20 protein-coding genes, 1 rRNA gene and 1 pseudogene are annotated in these 17,965 nt (G+C 70.3%); 14 read left to right on the forward strand and 8 right to left on the reverse strand.

Features of this window, described 5'->3' with window-relative positions:
* The first annotated feature begins 11 nt into the window (after positions 1–11).
* Positions 12–722 (forward strand): DUF5666 domain-containing protein, encoded by a 711-nt coding sequence (locus tag ACGFSC_RS33820; RefSeq protein WP_359905121.1) that lies wholly within the window; start codon positions 12–14, stop codon positions 720–722.
* An 84-nt stretch (positions 723–806) separates the two neighbouring features.
* Here the strand turns inward: ACGFSC_RS33820 and ACGFSC_RS33825 are convergent, their stop codons facing one another.
* Together ACGFSC_RS33825 and ACGFSC_RS33830 are read right to left on the reverse strand one after the other, a co-directional pair.
* Entirely contained in the window at positions 807–1,058 is a 252-nt protein-coding gene (locus ACGFSC_RS33825; protein ID WP_359905119.1) for a hypothetical protein, read from the reverse strand.
* Positions 1,055–1,417 (reverse strand): ATP-binding protein, encoded by a 363-nt coding sequence (locus tag ACGFSC_RS33830; RefSeq protein WP_359905117.1) that lies wholly within the window; start codon positions 1,415–1,417, stop codon positions 1,055–1,057. The genes ACGFSC_RS33825 and ACGFSC_RS33830 overlap by 4 nt, the downstream gene beginning before the upstream one ends.
* A 217-nt stretch (positions 1,418–1,634) precedes the next feature.
* On the opposite strand from ACGFSC_RS33830, the gene ACGFSC_RS33835 reads away from it, so the two are divergent.
* From ACGFSC_RS33835 to ACGFSC_RS33845, 3 genes are all read left to right on the forward strand, one after another.
* Entirely contained in the window at positions 1,635–2,501 is an 867-nt protein-coding gene (locus tag ACGFSC_RS33835) for a helix-turn-helix transcriptional regulator (protein WP_359905115.1), read from the forward strand.
* Positions 2,494–2,697, forward strand: coding sequence for a DUF397 domain-containing protein (locus ACGFSC_RS33840; RefSeq protein ID WP_359905113.1), 204 nt, complete (start codon positions 2,494–2,496; stop codon positions 2,695–2,697). The genes ACGFSC_RS33835 and ACGFSC_RS33840 overlap by 8 nt, the downstream gene beginning before the upstream one ends.
* Before the next feature lie 88 nt (positions 2,698–2,785).
* Positions 2,786–3,373 (forward strand): GNAT family N-acetyltransferase, encoded by a 588-nt coding sequence (locus tag ACGFSC_RS33845; RefSeq protein WP_359905111.1) that lies wholly within the window; start codon positions 2,786–2,788, stop codon positions 3,371–3,373.
* Between the two features lie 63 nt (positions 3,374–3,436).
* On the opposite strand, the gene ACGFSC_RS33850 is transcribed toward ACGFSC_RS33845, so the two are convergent.
* Positions 3,437–3,823 carry a hypothetical protein gene (locus ACGFSC_RS33850; RefSeq protein ID WP_359905110.1) on the reverse strand — a complete coding sequence of 129 codons (387 nt, stop codon included), beginning with the start codon at positions 3,821–3,823 and terminating at the stop codon, positions 3,437–3,439.
* Positions 3,824–4,219: 396 nt separating this feature from the next.
* Between ACGFSC_RS33850 and ACGFSC_RS33855 the strand changes: the two genes are divergently transcribed.
* From ACGFSC_RS33855 to ACGFSC_RS33885, 7 genes are all read left to right on the forward strand, one after another.
* On the forward strand, positions 4,220–4,621 hold the full coding sequence (locus ACGFSC_RS33855; RefSeq protein ID WP_359905107.1) for a hypothetical protein: 402 nt from the start codon (positions 4,220–4,222) through the stop codon (positions 4,619–4,621).
* Positions 4,622–4,851: 230 nt separating this feature from the next.
* Complete coding sequence (locus ACGFSC_RS33860) at positions 4,852–5,043, forward strand: hypothetical protein (RefSeq protein WP_359905104.1); 192 nt, start codon at positions 4,852–4,854, stop codon at positions 5,041–5,043.
* The gene (locus tag ACGFSC_RS33865; RefSeq protein WP_359905101.1) at positions 5,027–5,551 is read left to right on the forward strand and encodes a DUF6879 family protein; all 525 of its coding nucleotides are present in this window, start codon (positions 5,027–5,029) and stop codon (positions 5,549–5,551) included. Before ACGFSC_RS33860 ends, ACGFSC_RS33865 begins: the two co-directional genes overlap by 17 nt.
* On the forward strand, positions 5,548–6,381 hold the full coding sequence (locus ACGFSC_RS33870; protein WP_359905098.1) for a helix-turn-helix transcriptional regulator: 834 nt from the start codon (positions 5,548–5,550) through the stop codon (positions 6,379–6,381). Before ACGFSC_RS33865 ends, ACGFSC_RS33870 begins: the two co-directional genes overlap by 4 nt.
* Positions 6,382–6,605: 224 nt before the next feature.
* Positions 6,606–6,944, forward strand: a complete 339-nt coding sequence (locus tag ACGFSC_RS33875) for a hypothetical protein (RefSeq protein WP_359905095.1) — start codon at positions 6,606–6,608, stop codon at positions 6,942–6,944.
* 1 nt (position 6,945) lies between these two features.
* Positions 6,946–7,437 (forward strand): MvdC/MvdD family ATP grasp protein, encoded by a 492-nt coding sequence (locus ACGFSC_RS33880; RefSeq protein ID WP_359905093.1) that lies wholly within the window; start codon positions 6,946–6,948, stop codon positions 7,435–7,437.
* Between the two features lie 180 nt (positions 7,438–7,617).
* Positions 7,618–9,759 carry an alkyl sulfatase dimerization domain-containing protein gene (locus ACGFSC_RS33885; protein ID WP_359905090.1) on the forward strand — a complete coding sequence of 714 codons (2,142 nt, stop codon included), beginning with the start codon at positions 7,618–7,620 and terminating at the stop codon, positions 9,757–9,759.
* Between the two features lie 198 nt (positions 9,760–9,957).
* On the opposite strand, the gene ACGFSC_RS33890 is transcribed toward ACGFSC_RS33885, so the two are convergent.
* A complete protein-coding gene (locus ACGFSC_RS33890; RefSeq protein ID WP_359905087.1) occupies positions 9,958–12,195 on the reverse strand; it encodes a transglycosylase domain-containing protein in 2,238 nt (745 codons plus the stop codon).
* 239 nt (positions 12,196–12,434) lie between these two features.
* Positions 12,435–13,040 (reverse strand): YceI family protein, encoded by a 606-nt coding sequence (locus tag ACGFSC_RS33895; protein WP_359905084.1) that lies wholly within the window; start codon positions 13,038–13,040, stop codon positions 12,435–12,437.
* 199 nt (positions 13,041–13,239) lie between these two features.
* Between ACGFSC_RS33895 and ACGFSC_RS33900 the strand changes: the two genes are divergently transcribed.
* Both ACGFSC_RS33900 and aspS read left to right on the forward strand, forming a co-directional pair.
* The gene (locus ACGFSC_RS33900) at positions 13,240–13,593 is read left to right on the forward strand and encodes a UBP-type zinc finger domain-containing protein (RefSeq protein ID WP_359905082.1); all 354 of its coding nucleotides are present in this window, start codon (positions 13,240–13,242) and stop codon (positions 13,591–13,593) included.
* 322 nt (positions 13,594–13,915) lie between these two features.
* Positions 13,916–15,223, forward strand: coding sequence for an aspartate--tRNA(Asn) ligase (gene aspS / locus ACGFSC_RS33905; RefSeq protein WP_359905079.1), 1,308 nt, complete (start codon positions 13,916–13,918; stop codon positions 15,221–15,223).
* A 169-nt stretch (positions 15,224–15,392) separates the two neighbouring features.
* Here the strand turns inward: aspS and ACGFSC_RS33910 are convergent, their stop codons facing one another.
* From ACGFSC_RS33910 to ACGFSC_RS33920, 3 genes are all read right to left on the reverse strand, one after another.
* Positions 15,393–16,106 carry an IclR family transcriptional regulator gene (locus ACGFSC_RS33910; protein ID WP_030246527.1) on the reverse strand — a complete coding sequence of 238 codons (714 nt, stop codon included), beginning with the start codon at positions 16,104–16,106 and terminating at the stop codon, positions 15,393–15,395.
* 282 nt (positions 16,107–16,388) lie between these two features.
* Positions 16,389–16,505: ribosomal RNA gene (rrf, locus tag ACGFSC_RS33915) — 5S ribosomal RNA — on the reverse strand.
* Between the two features lie 87 nt (positions 16,506–16,592).
* Positions 16,593–17,075, reverse strand: coding sequence for a nuclear transport factor 2 family protein (locus ACGFSC_RS33920; RefSeq protein ID WP_359914348.1), 483 nt, complete (start codon positions 17,073–17,075; stop codon positions 16,593–16,595).
* Between the two features lie 198 nt (positions 17,076–17,273).
* On the opposite strand from ACGFSC_RS33920, the pseudogene ACGFSC_RS33925 reads away from it, so the two are divergent.
* Positions 17,274–17,822, forward strand: a pseudogene (locus tag ACGFSC_RS33925) (sigma factor); the annotation flags it as partial.
* Positions 17,823–17,965: the final 143 nt, after the last annotated feature.

The following is a 17,965-nucleotide window of genomic DNA, read 5'->3' on the forward strand; positions in this document are numbered from 1 at the left end:
ACTCCACTGTCATGAGCAAAGAGATCGCCACGGTCAGCCCGGACACCGGCACTCCCGCCGAGCAGCTCGCCCTGCTCGCCACCCCGCCGGACGCCCGCGACGTGAGCGCCGAACTGGCCGCGCCGCCCCGGCGGAAGCTGCCCTGGCTCAGCCTGCTGCTGGCGGGCGGCGTGATCGCCACCGGGGCCTTCGCGGGCGGGGTCTGGTACCAGCAGAACAACGGGACCGCGGGCGGCGGGAAGTCCTCCGCCCGGCCGGCCGCCGCCGCGGCGGCTCCGGGAGGCGGCTCCGGGCAGGGGCAGAACGGCTCCCGGCGTGGCGGGCAGGGGCAGGGCGCCGGGCAGGGGGCGGGCCAAGGGGCAGGCCAGGGCGGTCAGGGCAAGGGCGGGCAGGCCGGCTTCGCCCGGGGCACGGTCAAGGCCGTCGACGGCAACACGGTGTACCTGACCGACACCAACGGCAACACCATCAAGGTCACCACCGGCGACGCGACGAAGGTCCAGCTCAACAAGGAGGGCAAGGTCGGAGACCTGCAGCCCGGCCAGAGCGTGACCGTCGTCGGCACCCCCGACGCCAACGGTGGCTACACGGCCAGCCAGCTCGTCGAAGGCGCCGCCGGAGCGGGCGGCTTCGGCGGTAGCGGTGGTGGCGGTGGCGGTGGCGGCTTCGGCGGTGGTGCCGGGGCCGGTGGCGGTGCTCCCAGGAACCCGTCCGGCGGCTGACCCGGAGCCGACGGACGACCGCGAGGCCCTCGCCCCTTCGGTGGGCGGGGGCCTTCGCATGTGCTCAGCGCGGTTCGAGGCGCCTCACCGGTTCCACACCGATTCCCGGTCCAGGTCCCGGAGCAGGTGGAGGAGGTTGAGGAGAGTGCTGACGGGCGCGATGCCGAAGTCCACCAGGAGACGCCCGTCGAGGATGGTCTCGCCGGCCGAGGCCGAACCCCAGAGCAGCCCGTACGGGAGACCGCGCCGGTGCAACTCCCCGAGCAGCACGGTGATGTGTGCGGCGGTGAAGTCCCGCATCCGGGGGTCGTCCGGCGCGACCGGTTCGCGGGTCACGCGACGGAGTCCAGCTCGTACCAGACCGTCTTGCCGCGCTTCTGGGGGTCGACGCCCCAGCGGTGGGTGAGCCCGGACACGAGCCGGAGGCCCCGGCCGGTCTCGGCGAGGAGGGGGAGGTCCTTCCCGTGGGGGAGGGTGGCGCTCTCGTCCGCGACGCAGACCCGGAGGGTGCGGTCGTCAAGGGAGAAGTAGACGACGGGCGAGGCGGTGTGAGCGTGCCGCCACGCGTTGACGATGAGTTCGCCGAGGGCGAGTTCGGCGTTGAAGATGGTCTCGGTGTCCCAGGCGGCGCGGGTCAGGACGTCCCGCAGGGCCTGCCGGGTGAGGGTGAGGGAGGGGGTGTTCAGGGTGCACACAGGAACCTCCGAGAGGCATGAGTGTGGAGGGGGAAGCCGTGAGCCAGGCCAGGGGGTGGTTGCTCTTCGGCGGGCGGGCAGCAGGCGCCTACTGCGCTGAACCAAAGCGTGTCTGACGATCCATCGGATCGTTCTGAGGATGACGATAGCGCGCATCGCCACAGATTTGTGGCGATCCGCGAGAAGTTCCCCCGAACGGGGCTGGCAGACTGGTCCCATGGCCCTTCGATCGAACCCAACACTCCGCCAGTTGAGGTTGGGTGCCGAACTTCGCAGGATGCGGGAACAGGCCGGCCTCGGCGGCAGCCAACTCGCCCGCGCACTGGGCATCAATCCCGCCCACGTGACCCAGATGGAGAGCGGCAGGACCGGTATCAGCGTCGAACGCCTGCGCACGATCGCCGCGTTGTGCATGTGCGTCAACGAGCCCTTGATCGACGCGCTGGCGGACATCATCACGGACCGGGACAAGGGCGGTTGGTGGGAGGAGTACCGCGGAAACCTCTCGCCCGACTTTCTTGAGGTTGCAGAGATCGAGGGGCGGGCGAGAGGGCTCTCTACCTACACGATGGCCTTCATCCCGGGCTTGCTCCAGACCAACGCCTATGCATCGGCCGTCTTCGCGCGAAACTTCCCGCCTCTCCCGTGCCACGAGGTCGATCTGCGGACATCCTTTCGGATGCAGCGGCAGAGGATCGTTCGATCCGGCGAAACGCCGTACTTGGCATACATCCATGAGGCAGCGCTGCGTATGCAGTTCAGTGGACCAAAGGTTCAAGCCGAGCAGCTCGGAAGTCTCATCGAGGCTTCCGAGCTGCCGACCATCTCTGTTCGAGTTGTGCTGTTCGAGGTCGACACGCTGCCGCTCACGCACGAGAACTTCACCTATGCCGAAGGGCCGATTCCTGAGCTCGACACAGCGCAGATGGACTCGGGGCTCGGCAACGTGCTCTTTGACGCGCCAGCCCACATGACCCGGTTCCGCACCCTGCTCGCTCGGATCGACTCGGCGGCCCTCTCGGAAGGTGAATCCCGGGAGTTCATTCGATCCATCAAGAAGGATATGGAAAGCAAGTATGCCTAACTCTCCGTGGCAGAAGTCCAGTTACTCTGGCGCGAACTCCGAATGCGTAGAGGTGCGGGCCATCGCTGGTGTGATCGAACTCCGCGAGTCCGACGAGGGCGACGTCATCGTCCGCACCACTGCCCCCAACTTCGCGGCCCTCCTCCAGGGCGCGAAGGCGGGCGAGTTCGACCGCCTGGCCACCTCCCGCGCCTAGCGAACCGTTCCGGCGGCCCCTTGCTCCTCCGCAAGGGGCCGCCGGAAAATCGATGGCCGGTTCGGCGGCACCCGATGAAGATCGCTGGATGCATCCCTTCCTGCAGACCGAGCGTCTCCTCCTGCGGCCGTTCACCGAGGCCGACGTCGACGACCTCTTCGCGCTGGACAACGATCCCGAGGTCATGCGCTTCATCAACGGCGGCAAGCCGGCGGACCGCGAGGCGATCCGTACGCGGACCCTGCCCCGCCTCCTCCACGTCCACCCGTGTTCGGGCACCCGGGGCTTCTGGGCGGCCCAGGAGAAGACCACCGGCACGTTTCTGGGCTGGTTCGAGCTCCGTCCGCTCGACGACCACGATCCGGCCGTGGTCGAACTCGGCTACCGACTGAACCGGTCGGCCTGGGGCAGGGGTTGTGCCACGGAGGGTTCGCGGGCCCTGATCGACAAGGGGTTCGCCGACCTCGGGGTGGAGCGGGTCACCGCGAACACCATGGCGGTGAACACGGGCTCCCGGCGGGTGATGGAGAAGTCGGGACTGTCGTTCCTCCGCAGCTATTTCGGGGACTGGCCGGAGTCGATCCCGGGGTCCGAGCACGGCGAAGTCGAGTACGAGCTCCTCAAGGAGACCTGGGAAGCGCGGGAAGTCGGCCGGTCCGACTTCCCGCGCACGTAGCGGTAGTTCGTGCCGGTGGCCCCTCGCGCCTCGCGAGGGGCCACCGGCCGATGCGGGCGGTGCCTACGGCTGGATCACGAAGTACACCACCATGCCCGCGGTCAGGCACAGGAAGAGCTGCACCATGAAGCCCCAGGTGAGCGGCACTTCGTCCGTGTCGCCGGCCTTGTCGGCCGCGAGTTGCCGGCGCGCGAGCTTCCCGAGGTGCCCGGCCGTCCCGAGGGCCATCGACAGCATCGCCAGCGAGTACATGGACAGCGCACCGGCCGGGTTCATCCCGTTCGTGTGGTAGCGGCCGACCAGGAAGAGCGCTCCGGCCAGCGGCGCCAGGGACACCATGATCCGGTACGTCCGCGTCGGCTGCGGCGGTACCGCCAGCGCCCAGAACAGCACCGTCGTCAGCGCGACGATCCACCACCAGGTGGCCACGCTCAAGCCCAGTGGAGTCATTCCCCCACCCCCCAGGTCACGGACGTTCGTTCACGTCCACTCCCGAGCACACTAGCCACGCCTCCCAGGGCCCTGCGCCGACCGAATCCCGCAAGATCCCGGCCGAGTTGCTTGCCGGATCCCGGCAGGAACGCTCAGTCGAGGCAGAACTCGTTGCCCTCGACGTCCTGCATGCGCTCGGGGTCCGCGCAGTCGAAGGTGACCTGGACCGGCTTGACCTCTGCCATCGGGCCACCATAGCCATGGCACGTGGGCTACCGTCCCTCAATTTCCGCCGGGGATCCGCAGGTTGGAGGGGGTGGGTCCAGCCCCACCCCGTTGTGGGGCTGGACCCATACCCGGCCGCCCGTCCGCTCCGTAGCGTCGTTCCCACAACGACACGGAGGGGAAAGAACCATGGCGACCACGACCGACCAGGACACCTTCACCACGGTGAAGAAGTGCATCGTGCTCTTCGGCGCCGCCGGCGCCGTCGTCCTCGGCACAGTGGCCGTGATGGCGGCCACCGGCCACCCGACGACCCCGTTCATGTGGATCCGCGCGGTGATCTTCCTCGCCATCGCCCCGTTCCTCCACCGGCTGGCCACCCGCGCCGCCGGCGGCTCCTTCAAGGCCTTCGACCGGGTCCGCACGCTCTCCACCGTCATGCCGATCGCCATCATCGCGGTCGACGCGATCCCCGGCCTCTGCCCGGTCTGGTACGCGGTCCTCCAGGGCCTCTCCGCCCTCGCCCTGGTCGCCGTCGCCGTCCTCACCCGCACCCCCGCCCTACGAGCCGCCTTCCCCAAGGCGCGCTGACAACCCCCGCCCACCAACTCGGCGCGGGAAGTCGGCCGTTCCGACTTCCCGCGCCGAAGCGTCTCCCCCGGTGGCTCCTCGCTACCCGCAAGGAGCCACCGGTCGAAGCACGTGATGGTGCATATGTTCGAGATCAGCCCGGTTTCCAGTACCGGCAACGGGAGACCCTTGCCGCTGCCGGATCAGCTCCGGGAGCATCGTTCGGAGACCCGGCGAGCAAGGAGGCAACTGTGGAGCTGACACGGCTTGTAGGTTCCTGCGACGAGGGCGAGTGCCCGACGCTGTACCTGACGGACCGGGGCACCCTCGCCGTCCAGGGCGAGCTCGTGACCGAACACAGCCTCCAGATCCCGGCGCACGAGATGTTGGTGGAGGTTCCCGTCGAACTCATTCGAAAGGCCGTCCGTGACAACCTCATCTAGGACTCTCGGGGATTGGTTCTCGGCGTTCGAGCGCGAGGCTTTTCGACTCGAAACGCTCGACGACTACAGCCAGTCCGGTGGAGTCGACGCCTACCGAGCCTTTCTCGCCGGTGAGGAACAGCCGGATGATTACAAGAACGCGGGATGGGTCAGAACAGTGGCCGATGCCACGCGGGCGGGCAAGCGCATGTACCGGGTGCACATCCTCTCGCGGCCGCTCACGGACTACCTTCGCTTCGAGCTCGCATGGGGATACCACCGCAATATGACGGCTGGTGAGGAGTTCTTCATCCTGGACGTCACCGACCGGGAGAACCCCGTTCCCGAAGCACCGGACTTCTGGCTCTTCGACGACGAGACTGCGGTCTCGATGAGCTACGACGGGGGCAAGTACCTCGGCGTCGAATTCCTCACTGGCGGCCGGGCCGCGGAACTCAGGGCGTGCCGCGACGCCGTGATGGCTCAAGCGATTCCGTTCTCCGAATGGTGGGCCGAGCACAGCGAGTGAACAGAACGCGGCTTGGACCGGCGCTGCGGGAACTGCGACAGGCCTCCGGAAAGGAGGCCAAGGCGGTGGCCCGCAGTGCCGTCATGTCCCCGAGCAAGCTGAGCAAGATCGAGACCGGCAAGGTGTCGCCCACCGTCGTGGATGTGGACCGCATTCTCACCGCTATAGGCGTGTCCGATGAGGTCAAGTCCGAGTACATGGCTGCCGCGCGGGCACAGGCCACAGAGGCGACCGCCTGGCGCCTGGTCCGGCGTCTCGGGTACCACCGCAAGCAGCAGCAGATCAAAGCGCTGGACGACTCCACCAGGCTTCTCCGCGTGTTCCAGCCCTCCCTCGTTCCGGGACTCCTGCAGTCGCCGGAGTACGTGCGTGCGGTCTTCGGGAGGAAGGGACTCGGTGAGGAACCGCTCGCACGGGCAGTCGCTGCGAGGCTGGTCAGACAGCAGTCCCTCTACGACGCCACGAAGACAATGCGGTTCGTCATCACCGAACCCGTTCTCCGGTGGCGTCTGGTGCCGCCTGCGATGATGGCCGGGCAGTTGGACCGCATCCTCTCCGCCTCTCGCCTGCCCCATGTCGACATCCGGATCGTGCCGCTGTCCGCACCGCAGTCCGATGTGCCGACGCACTCCTTCGTCATCCGGGACGACCGCACGGTGACGGTGGAGACCGTGCACGCCGAGGTCGCGGTCACCGATCCGCGGGATGTCGAGTTGTACATCCGCAAGTTCGATGGATTCGCGGCTGCGGCCATGGTTGGTGACGAGATGCGCCGAATGATCGAATCCATTCGAGACGAGTACTTGAGTGAAGAGCAAAGGCGAGGGTGAATGCACGGAATAAATCTCGGCCTGCCTCGCTCCGTTTCCCGGTGACCATTCACCTTTCATGGTTCGGGTCGACCTTTGACCGAACAGGAAATCCTCGCCGGCCACCCGCGTTCTACCCCTACATTTGTGCTCGCCCGATGATGGGAGCCGCAGGGAGTCCAGCATGCGCAGGAATCCGTCGTGCGCGCCCACCATTCGATGAGTGCGACGAAGCGGAGGTACACATGGCCACCACCGTTCCGAGTCGGCCGGGAGGCGTCCCGGTCTTCGACCGTGCCGAGTCCCGGCTGCCGATGGGTGTCGCCGGTACGACGTCCATGCCCGGGCTGGACGGCGAGAGCGGGCCCGGGAGGCCGTTCGCCTTCCGCTTCCTCGTCCCGGTCACCGGGGCCGGGGGGATCCTGCCCGCCGACATCGGCTACGACGACGAGACGCAGACCTGCATCTACGAGGGCCTCCCGCCCGGCGTCTACATGACCAGCAACCCGCCCAAGACCTACGGCCCGACGCAGCCCTCCGGGCAGATGGACGCGCCGGACGACCCGGGAAGCAGCAACGACTGAGATGCCGATCGCCGATGCCGTCCTCGTGCTGACGGGGACCTTCGATCCCACCGCCGACCTCGTGATCGAGGAGCTGAACCGGCGCGGAACCCCCGTCTTCCGGGCGGACACGGCGTGGTTCCCGTCGAGGCTGGCCCTGGCGGCCGGCCTCGACGGGGCCTCCGGCTGGACCGGCACGCTGGCCACCGAACGGCGCACGCTGGACCTCGCGGCCGTGCGGTCGGTCTACTACCGCCGCCCGACCGCACCGGAGTTCCCCGCTGAGATGTCGGCGGAGGCCCGCAGCGTGGCCTCCGCCGAGGCACGACGGGGGTTCGGCGGCCCGCTGTCGGCGCTGCCCTGCCGGTGGCTGCCGCCGCCGGGCCGCGCGGCGGATGCCGAGTACAAGCCGTTCCAGCTCCGGGTGGCGGCCGAATGCGGGCTTCGGGTCCCGCGAACGCAGTTCGCGGGCTTCGCGGCGCCGGACGGCAGCACCGTCCGCTGGTCGCTCTGAGGGTGCGGGAAGTCGGCGGCATCGACTTCCTGTGCGCGCGGATGCGGCTTTGCGCCGGATTCCGGCCGTTCTGGTCCGGATAGTGGCTCGATCGGTGCGCTTGTGAGTGACTGAGCGCGTGCATAGCGTGACCGGGTCGCGCTGCGACGCTCACACGAACGATGTGGAGGTGGCTTCGCCATGCCTGGAACGCCCGAGTACACCGAACCCATCGAGCCCACGGCCGCCGTCGCCGCGGCGAACCGGAAGGCCGCGGAGGAGTCCCGGGCCGCCGACGAGAAGGACGGCCGGGACTTCGCCGACGCCAGCCGGTTCATGATCGCCCCGCCGGACGTCCCGGTCATCATGTCCCGCAAGGGCGGGAGCGAGGTGGTCTGGGACTTCACCGCGTACGAGTTCCTCGACCCGGACCTGCGCGCCGAGATGCCGACGGTCAACGGGAGCCTCCACCGGCAGGGCGAACTGACCGCGGTCGCCGGGCTGTTCCACGTCACCAGCTGTCCGGCGTACCGGGTCTACCAGGTGCGCGGCTACGACCTCTCCAACATGACGATCATCGAGTCCGACGAGGGCCTGGTCGTCATCGACCCGCTCGCCTGCTACGAGACCGCGCAGGCCGCGCTCCGGCTGTTCCGGGACAGGACCGAGCTCACCAAGGAGCAGCGGCCGGTCAAGGCCGTCGTCTACACCCACTGCCACGTGGACCACTTCGGCGGTTCGCGCGGCCTGTTCGCCGAGCTCGGCGATCCGCTGGAGCCGGGCGTCCCCGTCGTCGCGCCGGAGGGCTTCCTCGAACACGCCGTCAGCGAGAACATCTACGCGGGCCCGGCGATGGCCCGGCGCGCCCAGTACATGTACGCGGCGCAGCTGGACAAGGGGCCGGCGGGGCAGGTCGGTGCCGGCCTGGGCCTGACCATCTCCACCGGCGAGGTGACCCTCGTCCCGCCGACCGTCCACATCGGCGGGCCCGAGCACCAGCCGGTGCCGAAGGCGCAGTGGAACGAGCAGGCCCACGTCATCCCCTGGCGGCCGGGGCTGTACCAGTACGAGCTGGCCGGCGTGCAGCTGCTGTTCCAGCTCACCCCGGGCACCGAGGCCCCGGCGGAGATGAACATCTACCTGCCGGGCGCCAGGGCGCTGTGCATCGCCGAGAACGCCACCCACACCATGCACAACATCCTCAGCCTGCGCGGCGCGCAGGTCCGGGACGCGCACGCGTGGTCGAAGTACCTCACCGAGGCGATCCAGACCTTCGGCAAGGAGACCGACGTCCTGTTCGCCTCGCACCACTGGCCGATGTGGGCCGAGGTGGACGAGTCGACCGGGAGTCCGAGCAACGCGCGCATCCTCGAATTCCTCAACGAGCAGCGCGACATGTACGGCTACCTCAACGACCAGACGCTGCGGCTGATCAACGCCGGCCAGACCGGCATCGAGATCGCCGAGGAGCTGAAGACCCTCCCGCCGGGCCTGAACGACCGCTGGTACGACCGGGGTTACTACGGTTCGATGAGCCACAACCTCAAGGCCGTCTACCAGCGGTACATGGGCTGGTACGACGCCAACCCGGCCCACCTGTGGGAGCTGCCGCCGGTGCAGGCGGGCGCGGCCTACGTGCGGGCGATGGGCGGCGCGGAGGCGGTGGTGGCCAGGGCGGCGGAGGCGTACGGCCAGGACACCCCGGAGGGTTTCCGCTGGGCGGCCGAGCTCCTGAACCACGTGGTCTTCGGCGCGGCGGCGCAGGACGGCGGGATCTCCGCGGAGGCCCTCCAGCAGGCCAAGGAGCTCCAGGCCAGGGTCCTCACCCAGCTCGGCTACGGCGCCGAGAACGGCACCTGGCGCAACGCCTACCTGGTCGGCGCCCAGGAGGTCGTGGCCGGTCCGCAGCCGGCGATCCTCAGCCAGTCCTCGTCCGACCTGATCCGCAGCACGAGCCTGGAGCAGTACTTCTCGGCGCTCGCCCGCAGCGTGGACGGGCCGGCGGCCGCCGAGCAGTACCGCGTTCCGATCGTGCTGGACTGGGTGTTCACCGATGAGACCGGCGTCGAGACCGGCGTCCGGTGCACCACGACGCTCCGCAACGGGGTGCTGGTCTTCGTCGACGGCGGCGACCGCCTCGTCGGCGTCCCGGACGCCGTCATCAGGCTGACCCGCGGGACGCTCAACGAGCTGGCCGAGCGGCCCGGGTTCAAGCGCAACTTCGACACGGCGGTCGAGGACAAGCTGGTCCTCCTGGAGGGCGAGCACGCCCAGGAGGCGGCGGACCGGGTCTTCGGCACGCTGACCCTCCCCGACCCGCAGTTCCCGATCGTCACCCCGTAACGGCCCACCCGGCAGGACCCGTTCCGGCGGTTCCCCGCTCCCCCGGGGGGCCGCCGGGGGGCCGCCGGGGGGCCGCCGGGATGCCGCCGGGATGCCGACGGGTGCCGACGGGGTGCCTCCGGGATCGGGACCGGCTCCGAACACGTCGCCCCGCCGAGCTGCTGCTCGGCGGGGCGAGGTGCTGCGGGGATCGCGCGGTCAGGGCTGCTGGGGGTCGGGCTGCTGGGGGTCGGGCTGGGGCGCGGTCGCCGGGCCCGCGCCGGGCGCCGGGCCGGTGGGGGCCCCGGTCCCGGTGCTGTTCGGGTTGGTCTTGGGCGCCGGGTCGGGGATGTCGGCCATCGGCAGGGACTGCTTGGGGGTGCCGCGCAGGGCCTGGTTCATGGCGTCCCGCCAGATCGGGCCGGGGCCGTCGGCGCCGAAGACCTCGGCGCGGTACTTCCCGTTGATGGTGATGTTGCGCATCTCCACGCCGCCCTGGGGGCCGCCGATCCAGACGGCGGTGGCGAGCTGCGGGGTGTAGCCGTTGAACCAGGCGGCCCGCTTGCGGTCCGAGGTGCCGGTCTTCCCGGCGATCTGCCGGTTGTCCTCCAAGCTGAGCGCCGCGCCGGTGCCGTTGTTCTCGGTGACGCCGTTCAGGACGGTGTTCAGCGCCCGCGCCGTCGAATCGGAGAACACCTTCTCGCACTGGCCGGCCGGGACGGGGACGTCCTTGCCGTCGACGGTGGTGATCCGGTTGATGGCGACCGGGGCGCAGTGGGTGCCCTGGGCGGCGAAGGTCGCGTAGACGTTGGCCATGGTCAGCGGGCTCATCTCCTCGACACCCAGGGCCATCGCGGGGACCTCCTCCAGGGGCTTGCCGCTGGCCTTGGTGGTGATGCCGAGCTTGTTGGCCATCTGCTTGACCGCGCAGAGGCCGATCTCCTGCTCCATCTGGATGAAGTAGGTGTTGACCGAGAGGGCCATCGCCATCTTCAGCTGGTACGGGCCCTTCTCGCTCGCGGACTCGTTGGGGACGACCGTCTTGGGGCGGGCGTCGTTCTTCCAGGTCCCTTCGCAGGTCTTCATCGTCGGGTACTCGAGCTTGTTGGGGGACGAGTACTCCTGGGTCGCCGGCAGGCCGGCCTCCAGTGCCGCGGCCGCGACGACCGGCTTGAAGGTGGAGCCGGGCTGGAAGCCGTTGCCGCCGCCCATCGCCGCGTCGACGTTGAGGTTGACGACGGTCTGGTTCTGGTTGGTGTCCAGGCCGTACGGGCGGGTCTGGGCCATCGCCAGGATCTTGCCGGTACCGGGCTCGACCATGGAGGCGGCGGCGGACACGGTGTCGGTGACCCGCACGTTGCTGCTCACCGCGTTCTGGGCGGCGGCCTGCTTGTCCGGGTCCAGCGTGGTGTAGATGTTCAGGCCGCCCTGGTTCCAGAACTTCTTGCGCTCGTCGGCGCTCTTGCCGAAGACCGGGTCCTGCTTGACCACGTGGCGCACGTAGTCGCAGAAGAAGCCCATACCGGCCTGCGCGGTGATGCAACCGTTCTGCGGGGCCTTGAAGTTGAGGCCCAGCGGGGTGGCCTTCGCCTCCTTCGCCTGCTCGGCGGTGAGGTGCTTGTTCTCCAGCATCTTGTCGATGACGGTGTCGCGGCGGTTCTGCGCGGCCTGCGGGTGCAGCTTCGGGTCGTACTGGGACGGGTTCTGCACCAGCCCGGCGAGCGTGGCCGCCTCGGCGACGGTCAGGTCCTTGTTGCTCTTGCTGAAGTAGCGCTGGGAGGCGGCCTCCACGCCGTAGGCGCCGTTCCCGTAGTACGTGATGTTGAGGTAGTTGGTGAGGATCTGCTCCTTCGGCACCTCCTCCTCCAGCTTGATGGCGACCTTGAGCTCCTGGATCTTGCGGCCCAGGGTCTTGCGCTGGGCCTCCAGGACGGCGTCCCGGTCGTCGCCGGCCTGTTCCACGTTGACGTTCTTCACGTACTGCTGGGTCAGCGTGGAGGCGCCCTGGGAGGTGGTGCCGCTCTCCGCGTTCTTGCTGATGGCGCGCAGCACGCCCTTGAGGTCGACGGCGCCGTGCTCGTAGAAGCGGGCGTCCTCGATGTCGACCTGGGCCTGTCGCATGAACGGCGACATCTGCTCGGCGGTGATGACGGTGCGGTCGCGCTCGTAGACCTTGGCGATCAGCCCGCCCTTGGCGTCGAAGATCTGGGTGGCCTGGGTGAGCGGCGGGGTCTTGAAGTCGGAGGGGACGTCCTCGAACCCCTCCGCCGTGTTCTTGGCCGCCAGCCCGATGCCGCCGGCGACGGGCAGGGCGAGGCCGGCCAGCAGGACGCCGGACACCACGCTCACCCCCAGGAAGGTCGCACCGAAGCGGGCCAGCCGGAGCGGCGCCTTGCGGGGCGGCTGGGCGGCCGCGTCCTCGGCGGAACTCCATATCGGGGGGTGGTTCGAATCCATTCCGGAATGCTAACCGGTGAAAGTCACCGGCCGAACGGTTTTTCGGGCGTGGTTGTCACGGCTGTGCAACAGGCGGGGGACCGGCTCCGGCAGGGCGGGTCGTGTACGCACTGAATGAATGCGGGGGAATTGGGTGGTCCGTACGCAATGCGGACCGATCCGTGTGCGGCGCCGCCCCCTCCCGTGGTCCTGCACTCACTGTGATGCGGTGGGCGGGCCGAAAGGTTGCGGGCGTCCGGTCAGGCGGCGGCACCTCCGGTCCCGGGGGCGGCGTCTTCGGCCTCGGGAGCGCTCTCCAGGACCGCTTCGACGTCGACCTCGACGTCGACCAGGTTGCCGACCACCGTGCCGCCCCGGTCCACCACGTCGTTCCAGCTCACGCCGAAGTCCTGGCGGTTGATCCGGGTGCTGGCGGTGAATCCGGCGCGCCGCCGGGGGCCCAGGTCGCGCCCGTCCTCCCACCACGGGGTGTCCCACTGCCCGAGGTAGGTCACGTCGAAGGTGACCGGGCGGGTCACGCCGCGGATCGTGAGCCGGCCGGTGACCTCGAAGCCGCTCGCGCTCACCTGGTGGACCTGCGATCCGACGAAGCTCCAGGTCGGATGGTGCTCGACGTCGAAGAAGTCGGCGCTGCGCAGATGCGCGTCCCGCTCGGGCGAACCGGTGTACACCTGGGTCGCGTCGATGGTCGCCTCGACCCTGGCCTGCTCCGGAGCGTCCGGGTCGACCTCCAGGAAGCCGTGCACGTTCTTCAGCTGGCCGCGCACGTAGGTGACCATCATGTGTCTCGCGCGGAACTCCGCACCGGTGTGGCTGGGTTCGAAGAACCATTTCGTGGTGGCCATGGCGACTCCGTGGGGTGGTGGCCGGCGGGTCCCCGAGATTCCCTCCAGCCAGCGTAGGACGAAGCCGGCCCGCGGTCGTCCGGACGGCGGCCGACCCGCACCGCCGCCTCCCCCGCACCGCGGCCGCCCGCCGGACTGGCAGCACCACCGCGACCGGGCCAGGCTGGTGGGGACGGACCGCCCAGCCGAGGAGGCAGGTATGACCGGCGAGCCGATCCCGGGGATCGACCCCACCGCGGTGCCCAGCGGCGAGGGCTGCGCGGAGTGCCTGGCCGGTGGCGGGTGGTGGTTCCACCTGCGGCGCTGCGCGGCCTGCGGCCACATCGGCTGCTGCGACTCCTCCCCGGCCCAGCACGCGACGAAGCACGCCCGCGGGGCCGGCCACCCGTTCCTGGTCAGCTTCGAGCCCGGCGAGGACTGGTTCTGGAACCTGGAGACCGGCGCGTACTACGAGGGCCCGCCGCTGGCGCCGCCCACCGCCCACCCGGCCGACCAGCCCACCCCGGGCCCGGCCGGCAAGGTCCCCGCCGACTGGCAGTCGCGGCTGCACTGACGGCCCCGCGGCCGCACCGGCGGCCCCGAGGCATTCGGCCGGGCACAACCGAGCCGGTCACAGCCGGGCCGAGCCGGGCACAGCCGGGCCGGTCACAGCCGGGCCGAGCCGGGCACAGCCGGGCCGGTCACAACCGAATCGTTCCGGCGGCCCCTTGCGCCTCGCAAGGGGCCGCCGGGCGCTGTCCGCCCGCCCGGACACGGCGGAAATCCGGGCGACTCCCGCGGGCTTGATCCTCTACGGTGAACGCGCCCAGGGCGGCCGTTTACCGCCCGTCGACGTGGCGCGACCAACGCGCCCGCACCCCAGGGGGTCCCCTGCCATGACGCGCACCCTTGTCGCAGAGCTCCACGCGCACCTCGGAGAGACGGTCACCGTCTACGGGTGGGTGAACACGCTCCGACTCCAGCGGCGCATCCAGTTCGTGCTGGTCCGGGACCACACCGGTCTCGTGCAGGTCACCCACCTCCGCGGTGGGGAGGGCGATGCCGTCGAGGCCGCCTTCGAGGGCGTGACGGTCGAGTCCGCCGTGAAGATCACCGGAAAGGTCGTCGCCAACCCGCAGGTCAAGCTCGGTGGGCTGGAGATCGTCCCGTCCCGGGTGGAGGTGGTCTCACCGGCCGAGCCGAAGCTGCCGATCGACGAGAGGACCGGTATCGACCAGCGCCTCGACTGGCGCTTCCTCGACATCCGGCGCCCCTCCCAGCACCTGGTCTTCGACGTCCAGACGACCGTCGAGCGGGCGATGCGCGAGGTGGCGGCCGAGGAGGGCTTCACCGAGCTGCACACGCCGAAGCTGATGGGGACGGCCTCCGAGTCGGGCGCCGAGGTGTTCGAGGTCGGCTACTTCGGCCGCACCGCCTACCTCGCCCAGTCCCCGCAGTTCTACAAGCAGATGGCCATCGCCGGCGGCATCGACCGGGTCTTCGAGATCGGGCCGGTGTTCCGGGCCGAGCCGTCCTTCACCTCCCGGCACGCCACCGAGTTCACCGGGGTCGACGTCGAGATCGCCTGGATCGACGGGGTCGAGGACGTGATGGCCTTCGAGGAGCGGATGCTGCACCGCGTCCTGGCGGCCGTGGCCGAACGCCACGGCGCGGCGATCGCCGAGCACTTCGGCACCGCGGTCACGGTCCCCGGGCTGCCGTTCCCCCGGATCACGATGGCCGAGGCGCTGGCCCGGCTCCGCGCCACCGGCTGGGACCGGGAGGGCGTCAAGGACGACCTCGACCCCGAGGGCGAGCGCGCGCTGTGCGCCCTGATCGCCGAGGAGACCGGGCACGAGTTCGTCTTCGTCACGCGGTTCCCGGCCGCCGTACGGCCGTTCTACCACCTGCGGCCCGAGGACGACCCGACCGTCACCGAGTCCTTCGACCTGCTGTGGAAGGGCGTGGAGATCACCACCGGCGCCCAGCGCGAGCACCGGTACGACCGTCTCGTCGCCCAGGCCCGGGAGAAGGGCATGGACACCGGGCCGCTCTCCGGATACCTCGACTGCTTCCGCTACGGCACGCCGCCGCACGGCGGGCTCGGTCTGGGGCTCGGCCGGCTGCTCATGCTGGCGCTGGGCCTGCCGTCGATCCGTGAGGCGACGTTCCTCTTCCGGGGCCCGCACCGGCTCGAACCGTAGGACTCGAACCGCAGGACCCGAACCGTACGGCTCGAACCGTACGGATCGAGCCGTGGACGGGAACGGGCGGCCGGAACGACGGAACGGGCCGCGCCCGAGGAGGTCTCTTCCTCGGGCGCGGCCCGTTCCGTCGTGTCCGTCGGCCGTCGTGTCCGTCGGCCGGATTCCGTCAGCTGCGGCGCAGGGCCTCGGTGAGCCGGTTGGCGGCTTCGATGATGGCCTGGGCGTGCAGCCGGCCCGGGTGGCGGGTCAGGCGCTCGATGGGGCCGGAGACGGAGACGGCGGCCACCACGCGGTTGGACGGCCCGCGGACGGGGGCGGAGACGGACGCGACGCCCGGCTCCCGCTCCCCGATGGACTGGGCCCAGCCGCGGCGGCGGACGCCGCTGAGCGCGGTGGCGGTGAAGCGGGCGCCCTGGAGGCCTCGGTGGAGGCGCTCGGGCTCTTCCCAGGCCAGGAGGACCTGGGCGGCGGAGCCGGCCTTCATCGGCAGGGTGCTGCCGACGGGGACGGTGTCGCGCAGGCCGGAGAGTCGTTCGGCGGCGGCGACGCAGATGCGCATTTCGCCTTGGCGGCGGTAGAGCTGCGCGCTTTCCCCGGTGACGTCGCGCAGGTGGGTGAGGACGGGGCCCGCGGTGGCGAGCAGTCGGTCCTCGCCGGCGGCGGCGGAGAGTTCGGACAGGCGGGGGCCGAGGATGAAGCGGCCCTGCATGTCCCGGGTGACCAGGCGGTGGTGTTCGAGTGCGACGGCGAGTCTGTGGGCGGTGGGGCGCGCCAGACCGGTGGCGGCGACCAGCCCCGCCAGCGTGGCGGGGCCCGACTCCAGTGCGCTGAGCACCAGAGCGGCCTTGTCGAGAACGCCGACGCCGCTAGTGTTGTCCATAGCATGATATTGCAGTCTCAGTTGGCGAGACGCAAGTCCGTTTCGATGTTCGCCATCCTCTCAGATACCCGCAAAGCGGCTCTTCCGGGACTCCGCGTCTCACATGCTGGATGTGCCGGAGGGTGTGCCGAGGCACCGGAACCGCGCGCGGCGAAACGGCGGGGGGAGCAGCAGGGGGAGCAGTGGGGGGAATGGCGGGAGAAACGGTGGGGGGAACGGCAGGGGAAATGAAAAAAAGCCCCTGCCGTGTCACTGTCGGACACGGCAGGGGCCGTAAGAAGAATTCGGCGGCGTCCTACTCTCCCACAGGGTCCCCCCTGCAGTACCATCGGCGCTGAAAGGCTTAGCTTCCGGGTTCGGAATGGAGCCGGGCGTTTCCCTCTCGCTATGACCACCGAAATGATCGGGCCGGGCAATTGCTCGAAAGCATTGCCTTCGCCTCGCTGCAAATCATAGCAGGAGGGAAAACGAGGGGATTCCGCGGCCTCAGCGGCCGGCGTCCGCCGGGCCGGCCCCGCGGACCGGCCGGGCCGGGTCCGGTGCCGAGCCGGGCAGCGGGCTGGTGTCCAGGTACCGGGTCTCGTAGACCCGCTCGGTGAACCGCCAGCCGTCCGCCGTGCGCCGGTACCGGTCGTGGTAGATCGCGTGGTTGATCCCCTGCCGGCCGTCCTTGAGGCGCGCGAGCTCGTAGATGTGGGCGCGGCCGGTCGCGGTGTCGCCGTCGATCACGACCGCCCCCGGGTGGGTGTTCTGGATGAAGAAGTCCCACTGCTCCTGGAGCTTCTCGCCGCCGGCCCGGATCTGCTCCGGGCCGGTCAGCTCGATCGGGACGTCGGGCATCCGCAGCACGCCGTCGGGGGTGAACAGCGCGGCGAGGCGGGCGCGGTCGCGCATCATCACCGCGTCGGTGAACTCGGCCTGCAGGGCCGTGATCTCGACGCGGTCGGCGATCGCCTGGAAGTCGTTCATCGGGTTCTCCGTTCCGTTCCACCGGTACGACGGACAGGACAGAACAGCCGCTCGATATGTGACATGAGCGGGAAGGCGTCACATCCCGGGCCGCCGCGCTGTCATAGGAGGAGCGGAGAGCCGTCGAGTCGAAGGGGTGGGGACAGGGTGCGGGAAGCAGGGGGCGGCACCACGACCGAGCCGGGCCCGGGCGCGATCATGGGCGAGCGGCGCCGGCTGATCGACCTGGCGTACCGGCTGCTCGGTTCGCCGGTGGACGCCGAGGACGTGGTGCAGGAGACGTACGCCCGCTGGTACGCGCTGCCCCGGCGGGAGCGGGAGGCGATCGTCTCGTCCGGCGGCTGGCTGACCACGGTGGCCAGCAGGATCTGCCTCAACCGGCTCGGCTCGGTCCGGGTGCGGCGGGAGCGCCACGTCGGCGGGTGGACCCCCGGGCCGCTGCCCGCGCGCCGGGAGTGGACGGACGCCGCGGCCGACCCCGCGGCCGATCCGGCCGATCCGGCGGGCCCGGCGGCGGGCCCGGCCGACCGGATCACCCCGGACGGGACGGTGAGCACGGCCTTCCTGGTGGCCCTGGAGGCCGTGACCCCGGCCGAACGGGTCGCCTTCGTCCTGCACGACGTCTTCGGCCACCCCTTCGTCGAAGTGGCCGCGATCGTCGGCCGCAGCCCGGCCGCCTGCCGCCGGCTGGCCGCCTCCGCCCACCGCCGGATCCGGGCCGCGCAGGCCCCGGCCGCGCCGGGGGCCTGATCAGCCGCGTCCGGCGGGTGCGCCCCCCGGAGAGGCTCCGGCCGTGGACACAGGGGCGGCCGATCCGGAGTCGTGCGCGGGCGTGAGGCGCGTCGCGCCGGGCGGGCGGGGCCCCCGTCCGGCGCGCGTGCGTCGTGTCC

It is taken from the genome of Kitasatospora sp. NPDC048715 (genome assembly GCF_043198905.1).
Lineage (GTDB): Bacteria > Actinomycetota > Actinomycetes > Streptomycetales > Streptomycetaceae > Kitasatospora > Kitasatospora lactacystinica.